The following is a 19,375-nucleotide window of genomic DNA, read 5'->3' as shown; positions in this document are numbered from 1 at the left end:
ATATAACACCTTTCTCTACTGATAAAAGCGATATGCTAACTTTATTTTTCTCGACTTGTCATTAATATCTTATTTGGGTTTTTTATTTCAATGAATACCAGAAAAATTAAAGGGATACAGCCGTTTAGTGCTTTTATTGAGGCCTGTTGGAAAGAACCCTACTCTTTTCATCGCTTTATAAAAGATATCATTGCCGGGATCACTGTGGGTATTATTGCTATCCCATTGGCAATGGCCTTGGCTATCGGCAGTGGTGTAGCTCCGCAATATGGCCTGTACACAGCCGCCATTGCGGGTATTGTCATCGCGGTTACCGGAGGGTCTCGCTATAGCGTTTCCGGGCCAACGGCAGCGTTTGTGGTGATCCTTTACCCGGTTTCACAGCAATTCGGCTTAAGTGGGTTACTGATCGCAACACTCATGTCAGGCATTATTTTAGTGATCATGGGATTAGCGCGATTAGGCCGGCTTATAGAATATATTCCCCTATCGGTCACATTGGGATTTACGTCTGGTATCGCAATCACCATTGCTACCATGCAAGTGCAAAATTTCTTTGGGCTGAAACTTGAGCACATTCCGGAAAATTATGTTGATAAGGTGGTTGCACTTTCTCAGGCGCTGCCATCATTCCAATTCAGTGATACCCTCATTGGCTTAACCACCCTGCTGGTATTGATTTTTTGGCCAAAGCTGGGATTAAAGTTACCGGGTCACTTACCCGCGTTGATTGCCGGAACCAGTATCATGGGTATCATGCACCTTCTGGGCCACGATGTAGCAACGATTGGATCATCATTCAGCTACACACTGGCAGATGGGACGCAAGGCCAAGGTATTCCGCCAATTCTTCCTCAATTTGTCCTGCCGTGGAATTTGCCTGATACCCACTCGTTCAACATCAGTTGGAGCACAGTATCAGCATTGCTGCCCGCGGCATTTTCGATGGCAATGCTAGGGGCGATCGAATCCCTGTTATGCGCGGTCATTCTGGACGGCATGACCGGCAAAAAGCACCACTCCAACAGTGAATTAATTGGCCAAGGGATGGGCAATATTGTGGTTCCATTCTTTGGCGGGATCACCGCAACAGCCGCAATTGCACGCTCAGCCGCCAATGTGCGCGCAGGGGCAACGTCACCGATTGCTGCTGTGATCCATTCCTTACTCGTCTTATTAACACTACTGGTTCTGGCTCCAATGCTCTCTTATCTGCCGCTTGCAGCGATGTCAGCAATCTTGTTGATTGTCGCGTGGAATATGAGTGAAGCTCATAAAGTTATCGATTTAATCCGCCGGGCTCCCAAAGATGACATTATCGTCATGCTCCTTTGCCTGTCATTGACCGTTCTGTTTGATATGGTCATTGCAATCACAATTGGTATTGTTCTGGCTTCGCTTCTATTTATGCGCAAAATTGCCAATATGACTCGTATCAACACATCTTCTTTGACAAACAACGAGAACAGCTTGCTCATTGTGCGAATCACTGGCCCTCTGTTTTTTGCTGCCGCAGAGCGTATTTTTGCTGAATTAAGGGAAAAAAGTACTGATTACAAAACCATTATCATGCAATGGGATGCTGTACCTGTATTGGATGCTGGCGGCCTGCACGCCTTTCAGAGTTTTGTCCGAGATATGGGGAAAGAAAAACATATCGTTGTGTGTGATATTCCCTTCCAACCTTTGAAAACGTTGGCAAGGGCCAAAATAGTTCCCATTGAAGGGCAACTGAGTTTTCACGCTACATTACCTAAGGCGCTGGCAGAAATTGAGGGAGATTGTCAGTCAACCTAATTTAGAGAAAATCGTCTATGCCTGTTACTGATTAAAGTGGTTTTGGCTAGCTTTAAACACTCATATCAGAACAGGCATATAAATTAATTTATTGTTGAAATCCTGCAATGCAATGAAAATGTCACTTCTTTCTGAAATTAAAATTTATACCAAATAACCACTTCTCATTTTAAAATGAGAGGCTTAAAAAATACTTTAATATAACGTACTAAAATTAAACTTAGTTTAAAAAAATCACAATGGAATAATTTATTATGCAAATGAAAATATCATTAGATTAAACAAGCAAAATCTCACCAATAATTTTACTCCAATTTAAGTCCCAGCAATTAAAAATTAATAATATAATTAACTGTAAGACTGCCTGATATTATATCATCCACTCAGAAAAATCTCTTATTAATCATTATCTAAATCATCATTAATTTATTGCATTAAATATAACAACATCATCTTTTATCTGTCACTCCCCCCACTGTACCATCTTCCTTTAATTCCTGAATAATCCAATGTTCTTTGCTTTGATCTTGCCTAATGAAATATTGCTTTCCATGAATTTTCAATGGAACCATATATTGATAGTTTTTATCAATTATTGTTAACGTTGTACTGACTTGATATGGTGAACCATCATTATTTATAGTCCCCGTCCAAAAATTATGATTATCAAAATTTTGTCCAGCATAGTAGTTGTATCCCCCCATGCTATATGTAAACTGGACTGCATTATATTCTAACCAAGCACCACCCTCAACTGATTCTCCAATAGTTCCATCGGATTTTAATTCATAATTAATAAGACTGTTATCAGCCTTTGTTTGCCCATAAAAATAGACTTTATCTTCAGTTGTAAAAGAAAATGTTGGAGCATAGAAAGAAGACCAAGCACCAGAAGCCGTTATATCTCCCATGCTACCATCTTGCTTTATTTCCCGAATGACATAAGGATACTTTTTATCACTATCCTGTTCTTTACCACTATGAAGATAAATAAATTGTTTATTATCTATCACATATGTAAAACCAACATCATAAGGACTATCCCAATAACCACTACTAGTCACATTTCTAAATCCGTGATCACTTAATTTAGCTATCATCCAATAAGATTCAGGTACAACTTGAGACGCATTTAAAATATTATTTTTCAGTCCAAAAACATACTGTTGCTTACCTAGTTTAAAAGGAAGCAATAGATCATAAAAATGATCCCATTGCTGCCCTTCCGAGATATCATCACCCTGCTTTCCACCTGGTAAAAGTTTGTTAACAGATATCTCTTTATCACATTGGCGCTGACGGAAAATATACTCTCCCTCAGATGTAGAGAAATAAAAAATATTTATGCTATAAATATTATCTTTTGGTGGGCAATGACCGCCAATCCTGAAATTGATATCAGTTACGCTTGAGGAAAGTTTCACATCATCTAATTTTATCACCTCATAAGAAGCGTTCCAGTGCCCCAAATGTTTGATATCTTCTATGTGGAAATAAACAAGGCCACTAAATTTTCCCTCATCAGTTGGTACGATAACACTAGGAATGCTTTTTATTTCATCATTGTTATTATTTCTAAGATACCCGGTTATTTTATCCCCAACTTGAAGATCAAGGTATTTATGCACTTCCATGACTATAAATTCCTGCCCAGTTAATTTCATATCTTCTATATTAACCACACCGGAACTATCTGCTTGTATAAATTTAGGCGCTGGTAGCAATGTATTATCAAAATCATTCATAAAAACACCCCTTATAAATATGATTTAAAAAACACCATGTGTGAAAATTCATATGAATAAATTAAAAATATCCTGTGTAAAAAACCAACAAGTAAATCAGTAATATCAAATTAGTGGATGGTTTTGCAAGTATAAATTAGACGTATAAATATCAAGAACATAATGACAAATTGTTATCAGTTGATAACTGCCACGTATTCCAACAAAAAAACAATATATTATTTTGATCGGAAATAACATGCGGCATAATATCCTTATTTGTTTGACAAAAATAAGTTATTTCGGTAAATCATATTATGTTTGTCTTTAGCTAAAACACGGAAAAAATAATAATCCCACTAGAATACGATGATATAGGTTTTAAATAATTTTGAGGTCGTCTATGGCAATTAAGTGAGTAACTTACAGATTAGGGGCAAGAATAAAAAAACAGGCAGGCTATCAACCTTGCAAACCCCGACACATAGCCAGGTTATGATGGAATTATAAGTATGAGTCATGAGAGTTACCGGTTTTTATATAAGGATGACGCAACCCCATCAAACCGATAACTCTCTACCTTTCAAAGCCTAATGTTAGAGCAAGCGCACAGCGTTATGCTGAAATCACATCAAGCTCATTGACAGGAAACTTCAATAACTTTTCAAAACCTTCCCGCATTTTTTCCGCTGGCTCAAACCGCAAAGCATCTTCCCTTTTCTGACAATCAGCAGGGGTAGCTTGCTGTTCAAATTCACTTTGTGTATATGAAAGATCCACAAACATCTCCGCTCTTGGAATACGAATTTCTTCGTATTGACGCAGTGCTGCAATCGGGTCTGCCTGCTGCTTCAGCGCATGCCCTAACACTGCCGCGTCTTCAATGGCCATACCGGCGCCTTGACCCAGAGTGGTTAGCATGGGATGCGCAGCGTCACCTAACAGGGTGACCCGGCCTTTTCCCCAAACAGACGAAAAAGGCCTGTCTTGTGCGGGCACAGAGATAATATTTTCTGACGGCGTTTGTGAAATAATGTCGGAAACAATCTCCGGCCATCCTTCATAATATGACAAAATATCACGGTTGCTTCCTTGCCAGTGGCTGGCCTGTTCAGTCAGCATATTTGCCGTACCCCACCAATAAATTTCACCGCCGCCGATATCAATGATACCTACCCGCTTTCCCTCTCCCCAATAATGGGCGACGTAACCCGGTGTGATTTGCGGGTGCTGATAGCGAATGATCGCCAGCCAGCAGATATAATCGGCTTCACGGATGGGCTGATTACCCCGGACATAGTCACGGACAAAGGAATAGAACCCATCCGCTCCAATAAGCAAATCGCCCTGTGTTTCTCTGCCATCTGCAAAATGGACAGAAACACCCTCGTCGCTTTCAGTAATTTGGGTTACTTTCGCGCCGACATGAATAATATTCTTATCCAGTTGCGCTAACAGTGCTTCCTGAAGCGCCTTACGTGAGATACAAACACTGTCAAATCCGTTGGAGGATGAAACCTCCGGGATAGGCAATTCACGGATCAACTGATCTTCAATGTTCCTGATTTCAACGCATTTAACCGGAGCACCAAAGTGCTCCAGATTCAGATTAACACCAATAGAAGATAAGGCAGCCACAGCATTGGACATTACAGATAAACCTGAACCGGCTGTGCGTAACGTTGGCGCTTGTTCATAAACTTCAACCTGACAGCCAATATGGCGTAAAACGACAGCCGCTGTTAACCCGCCAATACCTGCGCCAGCGATAATTACTTTTAATGGATGGGACATGCTTCCTCCGAGGACGGTAATACTTGTTTTTTAGAGGAATTACTCATTTCTTGCAGAATGACTTTTGCAACTTCCTCTACATAGGGTTCTTCCATAACTTCTAAATGATCACCGAGCACATCGATGACATTAATATGACCTGTTGTTTTACGCCCCCAGCCATTTTGAGGATCACGGTATTCACTACCGACCGCATCATGCATGGAGCGCAGAACTTCAGGTAACGGCCGCGTCGCATGTAATAAAGTCATGCTGATATCAGCCTTGCAAGCCGCGTAATCTGACGCCGCTTTCCAATTGGTTCTGTACACATCAAACAGCCTTTGAATTACCGCCCGGGAACTGCCTTTCGGAATTGCGCCGGTGGCAATCGCCTGCTCTGTGATGTATTCAAATTGTTCCTGCAAAGAAATCGTGTGCTCCGGTAAACTCTGCGCGGGCAGCGTCGCGCCTTCATTCAGCCACAATAATTCCCAGAAAAACCAACGCAATAACGCTTCTTCATTCACTTCCCGCTTCATTTCATTGCTGACAACAACCGTATCCAGAACAAAAAGATCAGCCACCTCTTCTCCCTGCTCCTTCAACTGGCGAGCCATCTCAAATGCGACAAAGCCGCCATAAGACCAGCCGCCGATTGAATACGGGCCATGCGGCTGCATATGGCGTATAGCTTGCAGATAATTCGCTGCCTGCTCCTGTACACTGGTTAGTGGTATCGATCCGGCATCGACACCGTGGGCCTGCAACGCATAGAAGGGTTGATCCTCAGGGAAATGTTTCACTAATCGCAAATAAGACAGCACATTTCCCCCCATAGGATGGACAAAAAATAAAGGGGATTTATGAGCTGCTGACTCCCTGCCGTTTGTACTTGTGAAGATAGGGCGCATGGGAACAAGCGGGCTGAAGGTGGGCAGTCCGCCCTTTTCTCTGATATGTTCCGCTAGCTGTGCAACTGTCGGATAACTGATAAAGAGGGATAAGGGCATTGTGATGCCGAAATGTTTTTCGACCAGAACAACCATTCTCATCACGGTCAGTGAGGTGGCCCCGATATCAAACAGATTCTGATGAACCGATACTTCGGGTATTTTTAACAAATCCGCCGCCAAATCACACAGTACCTGCTCGTATTTATCCCGCGGTGAAATACTCTCTGATTGAGTATGCCTATGAGTGATTCGCATTTGGCGTAACGTTGCATCGTCACGCTTGCCACTCGGTGTTTTAGGCAGTGAACCCAGCCACGCTATTTGCGACGGGAGCATGTGTTTGGGAAGTGTTTCAGACAAATGTTGTTCTACTCGCTCAACAAATGCGTCATCTTTTTCACCAACCAAGAAAGCCACTAAATAACCGTCGTTTTCACCGTGTTGTTGAACAACAACAGCAACATCTTTCAATATTGTGTCAGCATCGGGCGTATTCGATATCGCCAACTCTATTTCTGCCAGTTCAATACGATAACCACGTACTTTAACCTGAGTATCTTTACGGCCTAGACAGAGAATATTGCCATCCTTGAGTTTCACGCCCAAATCACCGGTGCGATACAGCGGATTATTATCCCCTTTGAGCGTAATAAAACGCTCTGCGGTTAATGCTGGCTGGCAATAATAGCCCTGTGCGACAGCTAAACCACGGGCATAAATTTCTCCTTGCTCACCCAATGCAACTTCTTCTAATTGCTCGTTTAGCAGTAAAACATCTACGTTACTGATGTTTTTACCAACAGGTGGAAGCGCAGGGAAAGAAGCCGGATTGCCCTGCATAGTAAAGGCAGTGATGACATGTGTTTCGGTAGGGCCATATTGGTTCTGGAGGATACCGTTATTGATTTGCCCAATAAGCGAACGAATATCGTCAGTCACCCGGAGTTGTTCACCGGATGAAATAACCACTTTCAGGTTTTTCGGGTAAGTTTCCAGTGCGACGGCGGTTTCAGCCAATTGTTGCAGTGCCACATAAGGCAGATAAATTCTTTCTGTCTGGTAAGTATCGATAGTATGCAGTAACTGCAATGGATCGCGCCGTTCCTCTTCACTGATCAGGTGTAATTCTCCACCCGCCGCGAGCGTAGAAAAAATTTCCTGGAAGGAAACATCAAAACTGAGCGGTGCATACTGCAAAGTCGAGCGAATGTTTTTGCCTGTGAGGGTATCATTCTGCCAAGTCACCATATTTGACAGGCTGCGATGCGGCATTGCCACACCTTTCGGTTTACCTGTTGAACCTGATGTAAACAGCAAATAAGCCAGTTGTTCAGGATCTATGTCCCTCTCTGCCTTGCTTTTTTGTTCTTCACAGGAGATATGCGTCTCGAGATTTATCAGCGCATCTGGCCTCATTGTCGGAACAGCGACCACATTGAGTAACGGCTCTGATTTTTCATCGACAAGCGCCAGTATCGGGTGCGCCTGTTCTACCATGGCTTCAATGCGCTGAGCCGGATAACTCAGATCCAATGGCAAGCAGATCCCCCCTGCTCTCATCACGCCCATCAATGATGCCACGAGTATCGGAGAACGTTCGAGCGCGATAGCTACCGGAGTATTTTGCACCGATCCTTTATAAACAGTACCTCTATAAACAACACCGTCAGAAATCAGCGCAGACGCAATTTTGCCTGATTCTGACCAGAGTTTTTTATAACTCCATTGCAGATCATGATAACGAATTGCGATGGCATCGGGTTGCTCCCGCACATTTTTCGCAATCATATTCAGCACGGACATAAAACCCTGACACGGCATTTCGCTGCTGCTTTGGGGTTTTTGTACCATTTGTGCAAGTGGCTGACTCAGCGTTGCCAATTGATCACCCTGACTGACCATCTTGTGCAAGACGGACATATAGATATCCATATAAGTGTCGGCCTGCACTTGTGAGAAGACACTGCCATCAAAATCACACCGCAGATAATGCTGACCTGTGTTGAAATCAGTCATGACATTAAGCAAGACTTCAAAGTTCGTCTCTTCCCACGGATCAAAGCTAATAAGCGATAAATCAGAGCCACTAAAAACGTCAGTCAGTATGTGGAAATGAATATAGTTAAACGCAGAACTGATTTTGGCACCTTCACCTGCTACTTGCTGGATAGCGTTAAGCGGGTACTTGCGGTATGGCGCATGATGTTGTTCAGCTCGGAATACCGAATGGATGCATTCTTTCCACGTCTTATTTTCGACAGAAAAACGAACCGGCAATGTATTCAGGAACAAGCCCAGTGTTTGTTCTGAATGTTGTACATCCGGCCTGCCGTGGGTTACGAGTCCGGTTGCAATCTGATTCTGGCTCGTCACGCTGGCTACCGTTAAACAATGCGCAGCAAAGAATACCGATTTAATTGAAACTTGTTCATCTTGTACCAAGATGCCCAGCTTTGTTTCAATCTCTTTTGGAATGATCGCTTTCTTTGCAAAAACCCGCTTTTGGGGCTGGTTTTCATGCGTTCGATTTTCATATAAGCGATAAGCCGGGAATTGAGTTCTGGCAAGCCCTTTGAACATCTCTTTCCAGAACAAATGATGCTTTTGATCCTGCAAAGCATGAAGCTCATCCTGTACATATAATGCCGGTGACGGCAGGACATTTGCTTCAGAATGTTCCACTTCAGAAGGATGCATTCCCTGATTCTGGTAACGGGAAAAGAGTTCATGCATCAGGTTTGCCACACTGCCACCATCCAGCAAGGCGTGATGGAAACTGAATACGACTTCAATAATGTCAGTCGCTGCGGTCTTGAATACACAAATGCGATATAATGGCGCGCGATCAAACAGATAATCCTGCCGACTGCTTTTTTCCATGTGCTCTTTGATGATGGATTCGGATTCATCCCATGACAGCGAACTCAGATCTTCAATGCTCACTGCCTCATCAAGATTAATATTGTGGTTGATGATTTGCAGAGGTTCACTGAAATCAGCCAAATTAAAGTGAGAACGAAGCACAGGATGCCGCTGAATAGTTGCTGCTGCACTTTGGCGGAAAAGTTCCGGTTCCCATTCTCCTTTCCGCGTATTTAATTTAAGTGTATAGCGGAAAACATCTTTATAAGTGGCTGAATGTTTGCTCTGCTGGCTATGGTAAATCAAGCCAAGCTGGAGCTGAGTTGCGGGAAATGCATCTGCATATTGGGCAAGCGATGCCCGCTCTTTTTCTTTGATCAATGCAAAAGGCAGCAACGCATTCTGGCGATGGCTTTTTTGCGTTTTACAATAAGTGTCAATATGTTGGCTTAGATCGGCTATTGTCAGGTACTGTGCCAAATCAGAGAGGGTGACCGTTATTCCCGCCTTTTCCGCTTCGGAACGCACTTTTAACATTAAAATTGAATCACCGCCCAGTGTGTAAAAATTCTCCTGCACACTGAGTTTGTCAATTTTTAATATCCGTTTCCAGATGTCGGCTAATTGGTATTCCGTTTCAGTTTGGGCATCATCACGACTGACTGAATTCTCTGTTTTCACCAAGGTGGCGAGAGCATGACGATCTACTTTGCCGTTTGGAGTAAGAGGAATAAAAGGTACGCGGAAAAATTTCTGTGGCACCATGAAGTCAGGTAGAAATGCCAGCAATGCCTTGCGCAGTTTTTCAGAGGTAAAATGCGGATGACCCGCTGCACTTAATTCATTTGTTGCATCCACCGTATAGTATGCGCAAAGGTAATCATCACCTTGACTGTTCTTTTGTGGTAAAACCTCTGCCCGGTTGATTCCCTGAATATGCTCAAGGGTATTTTGGATCTCACCCAGCTCAATACGATTGCCTCTGATTTTTACCTGATTATCAATTCGGCCCAAATATTCAATGCTGCCATCAGGTAACCATCTGGCTAAATCCCCGGTGCGATACCAGCGCTCATTGCCGGACAAAATGAATTTTTCGTCAGTTAATTCAGGCTTATTATGATAACCACGTGCCAAACCAACACCGCCAATTTGTAACTCTCCGGCAATGCCTATTGCCTGCCGAGTGCCGTGCTGAGACATAATTCTCAGCAACGTATTGTTGATCGGGTATCCAATAGGCACTCGGCTGATAACTTCTTTATTATCAGGGAAAAATTCGAAATACGAGACATCTACGGTTGCCTCTGTCGGGCCATAAAGGTTAATCAAAGCAGGCGCGTTTAAGCCAAGGACAGAGAAAATTTTACGGAACTGATTCACCCGTGTCGGAGGAAGGGCTTCACCGCTGGTAAACACCCGTCGCAAGCTGCTAAGTTCTTTCACTAGCTCCGGTTGAGCTGCCAAAATATCCAGAAAAGGCTGGAGCATGGAGGGAACAAAGTGCAGTGTTGTCACACGGTGAACGCGGATTGCGTTTATTATTTCTAATGGATCTTTATGCGCACCCGGCGGTAATAAATGGACAGATGCCCCGGTGATAGACCACCAGAATAATTCCCAGACGGATACATCAAATGAAATCGGCGTTTTTTGCAGTATGACATCGGTGCTATCCAACGGATACCGTTCTTGCATCCATTCAATCCGGTTTACCACTGAATAATGATTGATCATCACCCCTTTGGGCTGCCCGGTAGAGCCGGAGGTATAAATCATATAAGCCAGAGAATCTGCTGTCGATAAATTGGCCTGTTCTGCGCAACGCGGCTCTTCCTGAGCGACAACGGTATTGCCATCAATAATGGTATAAGATTTAACGTTCAAAGATTGATCAAGCCGGTCAGCGATGATAACCGTAACACCACTGTCCTCCAGCATATAATCAATCCGCTCTTGCGGATAATTAGGATCTACGGGCAAATAGGCTGCCCCTGCTTTTAATACCGCAAAGATAGCCGTTAACATTGCTGTGCTGCGATCCATTAGGATAGCAACGATATTCCCTTTCTTGACTCCTGCTTTCAGTAAGACAGCCACCATATCGCCGATGCGGGTCTGAAACTGAGTATAAGTCAGCGCAGATTGCTCGCCAGCATTGGCAATGGCAACTGCATTTCCGTGTAAGGAAACCTGAGCATCAAATAATGTTGATAGCGTTTCCTGCTCTGAATATTCAGTAATGGGCCCCTGCTCAAACAGCGCCAGTTGAGCCATTTCTTCTGCGGAAGAGAGAGTTACCTGAGAAACTGCCTGCTCAGGTGAAGCTATCATCTGATCAATGACCTGCCCCAAGGACGCGGTAAAGGTTTCAAATGAATAATCTTCATCAAAAATATCCTCCGCAGCGGTGATATCAATGGCAACATCATTATTGCCACCGTAGTTGTGCACATGAATCGCAATCGCATCATTTTCATGAGCTGTCGCGGCGGCATAAATGCCTTCGTTTTGATAGAGATCTCTGGAAGCGCCGGCCATCGGTGAATGGTTATACGCTACCGTTACATCAAACCCTTGGCGCACGGTTGTTCCCATGGATTTAAGCAAGCGCCCCAGCGGAATATGTTCAAACGCTTTGAGTTCTTTAGTTCCTGTTTTGATGCGGGCTGCCAGTTCTGCCAGAGTATCCTCTGCGTTGACCGTCACAGCCAATGGCAAAGTATTGGCCCATTGACCGGCAATATCAAGTTGGCTCATGCGGCGGTTAAGCAAAGGTACACCCATTGTTAACTGGGTATTATTATGTATCCGCGACAGCAACACGGCGACCGCAGACATCACCGCCAGATACGGATTAATCCCCTGAGCAGTGGTTTTCTCTATTTTTGCCTGAGTTAATAGATGCCGGTGTTGCACAAAACGAGATAAGTGCGTTTTCTTTTTCCGATTAAAAAATGCGGGATCATGAAGTTGTGTAAGCGCAGCCAATGCGGTTATTTGTTGTTCTGTTTCCGGCTGTGACAGAATTTCTTCTTGTTCAAGGATAGCAGAAGTGTATTTCGCAACATTTTTTTCAAAATGACAAGAATAAAGCAACTCATCTGAAGTGATTGCATTGTCCTGAATCAGGTGATTATCGTGATAACATTTAGCAATTTTTTTTGCCAACTGGTTTATGCCCCAACCGTCACACACTATATGATGGGCGCGAATAAAAATAGCCGTATCGTTATTTTTTAGATTCTTTAACAGGGCAATTTCAAGAAGGGATTTTTCATCCAGATGAAAAACTCGCTTTGACCATTTATTGAAGAGTTCACTCACGTCTTCTTCTTCAGCATTAATGATTTCAGCTTGATTAGCGGCCGTATTTTGTATTTCCTGCTCCAGAACACCCTCGTGTTCAATAATACGCAATCGGCATGTTACATCATTTTCAAGAACGGAATTAACAGAATGAATAAGTTTCTTAAAGTTAATATTATTTTTTAATACACGTGCAATACTGATTGTAAATTGATGACTTTCCGGATTACGTTGAGTTTCGTAGTAAATTTCTTTTTGATACTGTGTAAGCGGTAATACTTGTAATGTGCCCATAGCAACTCACATTATTATTAGGAAGGTTGATGCCTTTGAATTTCAAGATGCAACACGACGGCAAGGGGCAATCCCCAGGAGCATAGATAAGTTTATGACTGAAGTGAGCGAAGCCAACAAAGCTGAAACTTGAAAAGTGACAACAATATTTTATTAATTACTTTCTCATCTATACAAGCGGTATTATTTTCCATGCCATGACATTTTTTCTTTGTGGTATAACAAAAAACAAAATAAGAAAGAAAATAATTTTTAAATTGTAATGGTCAGTTGATCCAAATCATTGTAGCTATTAATGGGCTGAATATTATTTGTAATGGGAACCAAAACCCTTTGATACATAGTTATATTTAGGTATTCACTAATTTGGCGTAATGTAGTGCTGACATAACCCGACTGCAACTTGAAACTCTCTTTTATACGTTTTAATAAGGAAGGAAAAAATGTTAGTAGACTTGGCCATAGCATATCGTAAATCCAGTGCGCTATTTGCTTTTGTAGAATCTAAGGCGCCGTTATATTTAGACACTAAAAATGGCAAAACTGCGGAACAACTCGCTCAATTATGCAATGTTTCTCAAGCTAGGTTCCGTCGGTTATTGAACTACATGCAGTCACTTAATGTATTAACAAAAAAAGAAGACAAATTTTATCTTACTGAGCCATGTGCATCACTCAGCGATCCTAATAGCTTCTCAACAATGCATATAAGATTCGAATTAAATCCGGCGATTTGGAATTCCTGGTCACAATATTGCTTATCCCTAAGTGAAACGAATGAAAGATCGGCTTTTGAACTTAATCATCATGAACCATTTTTTGACTATCTTGATCATGAAGATAATAAAGCCCTTAAAGTGGATTTTGATGATTTTATGTCAAAAACAACCGATGTTATGAGTAAGTATATTATTGAAAATATGCCACTGGAAGGAATTCATTCCATCATGGATATCGGTGGGGGTTTGGGATCATTGGCAAAAGGCATAAAAACACGCCACCCACACATACAATGCCATGTGATGGATCTGTATGATTTTGACAGGCAGGAATCAGAAGGTGTGATTTTTATCAAAGGTGATTTCTTTTCCACTATTCCGGCAGCATATGATGCTTATTGCATGAAAAATGTTTTGCATGACTGGGCAGATAATAAATCGGTTGCAATCCTGAACAATGTCCATAAAGCAATGCGGGAAGATTCTGTTTTATACATTATCGAAATGGTAAAAGAACCCAATGACGCAGATTCAGCATCATTTGATTTATATATGGATATTACTGTATCAGGGAAATCCCGGAGCCTATCGGAATTTGAATTAATAGCAAAACAGGCGGGGCTTTCGCTCACAAATACCTATAAGATGCCAATTTCCCTGACGGGAAGTAATCAATATATTATTGAAATGAAAAAATAGACTGCGTTATGCATGATACTCCCTTTCTTTTTTTGAAAACATGGCTATTGGCAAAAGCCAAAGTTGGCCCTATTTAAGAGCAATTAAATTTTCATGCAACTTTATATTCAAGGTACAGAAATAAATGGCAATTTATTAATCGTCCAGGCTACCATCGGAGACAATTTTTAATAATCAATCCCCAATTTCTTTAAACGCGAAATCAAAGTTGTTGGATTTATGCCCAACAACTTTGCTGCACCGTTATCCCCGAAAATTTTCCCTTTGCATTGTTTGACAGCAAGGGAAAAGTTTTGCATCTCTAACGCCTGAAACTGTTTTATCGTCAGCACCCCTTCTGTTTGTTGGTATTCATGATGGATTTCCTGATGCGGGATCTTGGCTGGTACTTGATCTTGTTCCAGTAGATATTGAAAAGAAACCGCCCCCTGCCTCGCCGTAATGAGCGCACGTTCAATCACATTTTGCAACTCGCGGATATTACCAGGCCAGTCATATTGCTGAAGTTCCAGAATATGCTTTTGTGAAAATGGTAAATACTTAAACTTACGATTATCACAAATCAATCGGGTGAAATGTGTCACCAACATCGGAATATCTTCTTTGCGCTCACGCAAGGCGGGCGCATGGATCGGAAACACATTTAAACGGAAATAGAGATCTTCGCGGAAGAGTTTTTCTTTCACATCTTCCTTTAAATTCCGGTTGGTGGCAGCAATAATGCGCACATTGACACGCCGTGTTTTTTCTTCGCCGACCCGCTCAAAAGTGCCTTCCTGCAATACACGCAGTAACTTACTTTGTAATTCTGGTTGAATATCACCAATTTCATCTAAAAATAATGTGCCTTGATCTGCCAGTTCAAAACGCCCGATACGGTCACGTACAGCGCCAGTAAATGCCCCTTTGACATGCCCGAAAAATTCACTCTCAAACAGTTCCGTAGGGATGGCGGTACAATTGACCCGAATAAGTGGTTGCTGTTTACGGTGGCTGGATTGGTGAATAGCACGGGCAATCAACTCCTTGCCTGTACCGGATTCACCATAAATCATCACGTTGGCATCCGTTGGAGCAACAACCTTGATTTTGTCGATAATCTGCAAAATTGAGGCGCTATTGCCAACAATTTCATGGTATTTATTTTCTTGTAAAATTTCTTCCTGCAAATATTCGTTCTGCTGTTCCAGCCGACTTTTTAAATCTTGCAATTCCTCAAGGGCTTGAGTCAGTTGTTTTTCGGTGTTCAGTCGCTCGGTAATATCACGGAATACGGCTACTGCCCCAATAATTTCACCATCACAAATAACCGGAGTGCTGGTAAATTCCACCGGAAAGTAACTGCCATCACGCCGCCAAAAAATTTCCTGAACGCCTTCATATACAATGCCATCATGGACTGCCGCGTAAATTGGGCACTCCTCTACAGGGTAATGATCACCATTTTCATGGGTATGATGATGGATTTCATGAATATTATTGCCCAACACATCGTCAGGTTGCAGCCCCAGCATTTTGGCGCCGGCAGGATTAATAAAGGTGCACAACCCTTCCTTGTTGATACTGTAAATACCATCGCCGGCTGAACTCAGCAATAAATGCTTGCCTGTATCAGAGTCGATAAACAATTCTTGCAAAGACTGCCATTCTTTTAAATCTGTACGGATCGCGTTATCGGTATTTTGCTGAAATTGGCGCCATTCTAACTCTTTGATATCCACCAGCGCCCAGATCAGCAATGTTTTGTTTTTATAAGACAATGAAACGGATGTAATATCTAATTGGATTTTTTCCCCCTGTTTATCAAAGCAACATAATTCATTGCTCCAAGCCCAACCGTTCTTCAATGCTTCTTCGGTAAATGCCTGTAATTGTGGTAGCTGGTTTATGTGGCCAAAAACAGAGCTTACTGTTTTTTGAATAATTTCATTACGTTCACAATGCAATAATCGAGTGGCGCTGATATTCACATCGATAAACTGATTTTGATGTGGGTCCAGCACAATTAATGCCTGTGATGTGTGTTCAAATGCCAGCGGGCGAATCGAATTTTCAGAAATACCCCAATCCGAAATGAAATCAACTTTATTCATGTTATCCATCATATTCGTATTATGAATCTCCATAGTTTTAATTATGAAAAATCATAATACTACGAAAAATCATAGTGCCTCAGCTGTTTCATTGATATGTATAAAAATATCTTACAATAAATTTAATTTATGTTTTTCAATAAATTAAATACCAATCCCTGCCCCACAATATAACTTGGCATAGTTTTCGCAATAACACAGGAAGACAGCACATCGATTCATTCCAAAATAACATTGAACTAGGAGCGAGCTATGCCAAAAGTGGATATCGAACAATATAAAGATGGCGACTTTCTTGTTGATTACGAAGAAAAAGTATTTGAAGACGTCAAAGCCCAGCCGGGTGAAAAAGCATTGCTGACTTTCCATACCGTTGCATTTGAAGGCTCAATCGGCCTAATCAATGTAATGCAGGCGAAGCGTTTATTGCGTAAAGGTTTTGAAACCAAAATATTGCTTTACGGCCCGGGTGTGCAATTGGGGATTCAACGAGGTTTTCCAACGTTAGGCGTTGAGGCATTTCCGGGCCATTTGGCCGTCAATAACCAATTAAAAGCTTTTATGAATGAAGGTGGTGAAGTCTATGCCTGTCGTTTTGCGTTACAAGCCATGTATGGTCAGACGGAAAAAGCCCTTATGCCAGGAATTCGCCCCATTAACCCTCTGGATGTGATGGATCTAAAACTGCTGATGCGTCGCGAAAATGCCTTAATTATTGATACCTGGACTGTTTAAGTAAGCGCCAATTCTATAAGGGAAATAAGACATGAACCGAATCATTAAAGCTGCCGCAGTACAATGTAGCCCCGTGCTTTATAGTCAGGCCGAAACGGTAAAAAAAATCTGTGACATTATTTTAGAGCTTGGAAAACAAGGTGTGCAATTTGCCGTTTTTCCTGAAACTGTCGTGCCTTATTACCCTTATTTTTCCTTTGTGCAGCCGCCATTTGCCATGGGAAAAGCACATTTGACGCTGTTAAGTGAATCAGTGGTGATACCTTCTGAAGCCACGATTACGATTGGTCAAGCCTGCCTGAAAGCCAACATGGTGGTATCAATTGGCGTTAATGAACGCGCAGGCGGTACGATTTATAACGCACAACTGTTATTTGATACCGATGGTTCAATTATTCAGCATCGCCGCAAAATCACACCAACTTACCATGAACGGATGGTTTGGGGTCAGGGTGATGGCAGTGGCCTGTGTGCCATTGATTCCACAGTGGGGCGTATTGGTTCACTGGCATGTTGGGAACATTACAACCCATTGGCACGTTTTGCCTTAATGGTTGATGGTGAGCAAATACATGCGTCCATGTTTCCTGGTTCGTTGGTAGGACAAGTTTTTGCCGACCAAATCAAAGCAACCATTCAGCACCATGCCTTAGAGTCCGGCTGTTTTGTGGTCAACTCCACCGCCTGGTTGCATCCCGAACAGCAACAACAAATTATGCAAGATACTGGCTGTGATATCGGCCCGATTTCAGGAGGATGCTTTACTGCCATTGTATCTCCCGAAGGTAAGTTTTTAGCTGAACCGCTCACACAAGGTGAAGGTTACTGCATTGCCGATCTGGATTTTAGCCTGATTGATAAACGCAAACGCATGATGGATTCGGTGGGGCATTACAGCCGCCCTGAGCTGCTTAGTTTGTTGATTGATCGCCGGCCAACAAATGTATTACACGAACTAAAAATTGAAGCATCGGTACCAAGTCATCCCGAAAAAGACGCAAATTTTGCTGAACCACAGATCTGATACTCAATGAATTTCAAGATGAATAGCGGCAGCAAGAGAGTGGCAAATTCGTCAGGAGCGAATTTGTCCGGCCAAAGATCGAGAGGCAATAGCCTCTCAGTCATCCCCGGCAGCATAGATAACCGCCTATTTATAAAACGGTGACCGGGATGCATAAACGCAGCCAACAAGAAAACACCTTGAATGGCGAAGGGTATAAACCTATTGATGAAACCCAAGTAATAGGGGGTAAAGATGTCTGCAATGTCATTGTCTACAAAACCGTTACCGACAAGACAGTTGCCTGAAAAGGCGTTACCTGTAAGACAAGTATCCACAATAGAATTATTGACCGATTTACAATGCAACGGCCTGAAATGGGAAGGTGAATTTGGCTTATCCCGTAAAGGTGGTGCAGGCCCAAGCGATCATAAAGCGCTGTGTCTTGATGGTAAAACCATGATGATCCCTGTGCTGAATCTTGCAGCACAAGACTCTCCCTACACGGCAAAGCCTGAGTTGAACTCAGACAAGGTGACTGTTTTTAAAAACCGGATCCCGGTGGCAACGTTAACTGTCCCTGCCCGTCCCCGATTTTATGATTTAACAACCGCCGAAGGTATTGCCTATGAGCAAATTGCAACCTTGCATAGCCACGATGTGCTGGCAACAACGGTGTTGCAACATTGCATTCGAATGAATGATAAGGCAACCGCGTGTCAGTTTTGCTCAATTGATCAGTCCCTTATCGGGGGACGAACCTTAGCCCGCAAACGCCCGGAACAACTGGCAGAAGTCGCGAAAGCCGCCGTTGAGCTGGATGGCGTCAAGCAAATGGTGATCACCACAGGAACCCCCAATGCAAGAGATCGCGGCGCAAAAATCTTATATGACTCCGTCAAGGCGATTAAGGCACAAGTCGATTTGCCAATACAGGTTCAATGTGAGCCACCTGATGATTTTACCTGGTTTCAACGTTTAAAAGAGGTCGGCGCTGTATCAATTGGTATGCACCTTGAAGCCGTGAGCGAGCGTGTGCGACAAAAAATCATGCCGGGCAAAGCCGAAGTTTCGCTGGAAACGTATTTTTCCGCATTTGAGGCGGCCGTTGCGGTATTCGGCCGCGGGCAAGTCAGTACTTATATTTTGGCTGGGTTGGGTGATACCGAATCAGAAATCGTGGAAATGGCTGCCAAATTGACGGAAATGGGTGTGTATCCATTTGTTGTGCCCTTTGTCCCCATTCAGGGCACACCGTTAGAACATCACCCTAAACCGGATCACGCTTTTATGCAGTCCCTTTATCCAAAAATCGGATTGCAACTCAAAAAACATGGCCTGAACTCAGAAAATACTCAAGCAGGCTGCGCCAAATGTGGGGCTTGTTCCTCATTGAAAGCGTATGAATAAG

At 42.8% G+C, this 19,375-nt stretch carries 10 protein-coding genes; 6 read left to right on the top strand and 4 right to left on the bottom strand.

What is annotated here, in order from left to right; translation table 11 throughout:
- Positions 1–90 precede the first annotated feature (90 nt).
- On the top strand, positions 91–1,797 hold the full coding sequence (dauA, locus tag FE392_RS08650) for a C4-dicarboxylic acid transporter DauA (protein WP_319929829.1): 1,707 nt from the start codon (positions 91–93) through the stop codon (positions 1,795–1,797).
- A gap of 449 nt (positions 1,798–2,246) precedes the next feature.
- On the opposite strand, the gene FE392_RS08645 is transcribed toward dauA, so the two are convergent.
- The 3 genes from FE392_RS08645 to FE392_RS08635 all read right to left on the bottom strand — a co-directional run bounded on the left by FE392_RS08645 (position 2,247) and on the right by FE392_RS08635 (position 12,715).
- Positions 2,247–3,542, bottom strand: a complete 1,296-nt coding sequence (locus FE392_RS08645; protein ID WP_319929828.1) for a hypothetical protein — start codon at positions 3,540–3,542, stop codon at positions 2,247–2,249.
- 594 nt (positions 3,543–4,136) lie between these two features.
- Positions 4,137–5,315, bottom strand: a complete 1,179-nt coding sequence (locus tag FE392_RS08640; RefSeq protein WP_319929827.1) for an FAD-dependent monooxygenase — start codon at positions 5,313–5,315, stop codon at positions 4,137–4,139.
- The gene (locus FE392_RS08635) at positions 5,300–12,715 is read right to left on the bottom strand and encodes a non-ribosomal peptide synthetase (RefSeq protein WP_319929826.1); all 7,416 of its coding nucleotides are present in this window, start codon (positions 12,713–12,715) and stop codon (positions 5,300–5,302) included. Before FE392_RS08635 ends, FE392_RS08640 begins: the two co-directional genes overlap by 16 nt.
- Positions 12,716–13,158: 443 nt before the next feature.
- Between FE392_RS08635 and FE392_RS08630 the strand changes: the two genes are divergently transcribed.
- Positions 13,159–14,133: a methyltransferase gene (locus tag FE392_RS08630; RefSeq protein WP_319929825.1), complete on the top strand. Its 975-nt coding sequence runs from the start codon at positions 13,159–13,161 to the stop codon at positions 14,131–14,133.
- 167 nt (positions 14,134–14,300) lie between these two features.
- Here the strand turns inward: FE392_RS08630 and FE392_RS08625 are convergent, their stop codons facing one another.
- The gene (locus FE392_RS08625) at positions 14,301–16,226 is read right to left on the bottom strand and encodes a sigma 54-interacting transcriptional regulator (RefSeq protein WP_319929824.1); all 1,926 of its coding nucleotides are present in this window, start codon (positions 16,224–16,226) and stop codon (positions 14,301–14,303) included.
- A 252-nt stretch (positions 16,227–16,478) separates the two neighbouring features.
- On the opposite strand from FE392_RS08625, the gene FE392_RS08620 reads away from it, so the two are divergent.
- The 4 genes from FE392_RS08620 to FE392_RS08605 all read left to right on the top strand — a co-directional run bounded on the left by FE392_RS08620 (position 16,479) and on the right by FE392_RS08605 (position 19,374).
- A complete protein-coding gene (locus FE392_RS08620) occupies positions 16,479–16,961 on the top strand; it encodes an MSMEG_0572/Sll0783 family nitrogen starvation response protein (RefSeq protein WP_319929823.1) in 483 nt (160 codons plus the stop codon).
- 31 nt (positions 16,962–16,992) lie between these two features.
- Positions 16,993–17,985 (top strand): Nit6803 family nitrilase, encoded by a 993-nt coding sequence (locus FE392_RS08615; protein ID WP_319929822.1) that lies wholly within the window; start codon positions 16,993–16,995, stop codon positions 17,983–17,985.
- 149 nt (positions 17,986–18,134) lie between these two features.
- Entirely contained in the window at positions 18,135–18,272 is a 138-nt protein-coding gene (locus tag FE392_RS08610; protein WP_319929821.1) for a hypothetical protein, read from the top strand.
- A complete protein-coding gene (locus FE392_RS08605) occupies positions 18,220–19,374 on the top strand; it encodes an MSMEG_0568 family radical SAM protein (protein WP_439153473.1) in 1,155 nt (384 codons plus the stop codon). The genes FE392_RS08610 and FE392_RS08605 overlap by 53 nt, the downstream gene beginning before the upstream one ends.
- Position 19,375: the final 1 nt, after the last annotated feature.

The organism is Xenorhabdus santafensis, assembly GCF_033949405.1.
Lineage (GTDB): Bacteria > Pseudomonadota > Gammaproteobacteria > Enterobacterales > Enterobacteriaceae > Xenorhabdus > Xenorhabdus santafensis.
Note: the sequence above shows the minus strand (reverse complement) of the source record. Positions and strands in the feature narration are given on the sequence as shown.

Coding starts and splice junctions, on each gene's coding strand:
- FE392_RS08635 (WP_319929826.1), bottom strand. CDS start 12,715: ATGGGCACATTACAAGTATTACCGCTTACACAGTATCAAAAAGAAATT.
- FE392_RS08605 (WP_439153473.1), top strand. CDS start 18,220: ATGTCTGCAATGTCATTGTCTACAAAACCGTTACCGACAAGACAGTTG.
- FE392_RS08625 (WP_319929824.1), bottom strand. CDS start 16,226: ATGAATAAAGTTGATTTCATTTCGGATTGGGGTATTTCTGAAAATTCG.
- dauA (WP_319929829.1), top strand. CDS start 91: ATGAATACCAGAAAAATTAAAGGGATACAGCCGTTTAGTGCTTTTATT.
- FE392_RS08630 (WP_319929825.1), top strand. CDS start 13,159: ATGTTAGTAGACTTGGCCATAGCATATCGTAAATCCAGTGCGCTATTT.
- FE392_RS08640 (WP_319929827.1), bottom strand. CDS start 5,315: ATGTCCCATCCATTAAAAGTAATTATCGCTGGCGCAGGTATTGGCGGG.
- FE392_RS08610 (WP_319929821.1), top strand. CDS start 18,135: ATGCATAAACGCAGCCAACAAGAAAACACCTTGAATGGCGAAGGGTAT.
- FE392_RS08645 (WP_319929828.1), bottom strand. CDS start 3,542: ATGAATGATTTTGATAATACATTGCTACCAGCGCCTAAATTTATACAA.
- FE392_RS08620 (WP_319929823.1), top strand. CDS start 16,479: ATGCCAAAAGTGGATATCGAACAATATAAAGATGGCGACTTTCTTGTT.
- FE392_RS08615 (WP_319929822.1), top strand. CDS start 16,993: ATGAACCGAATCATTAAAGCTGCCGCAGTACAATGTAGCCCCGTGCTT.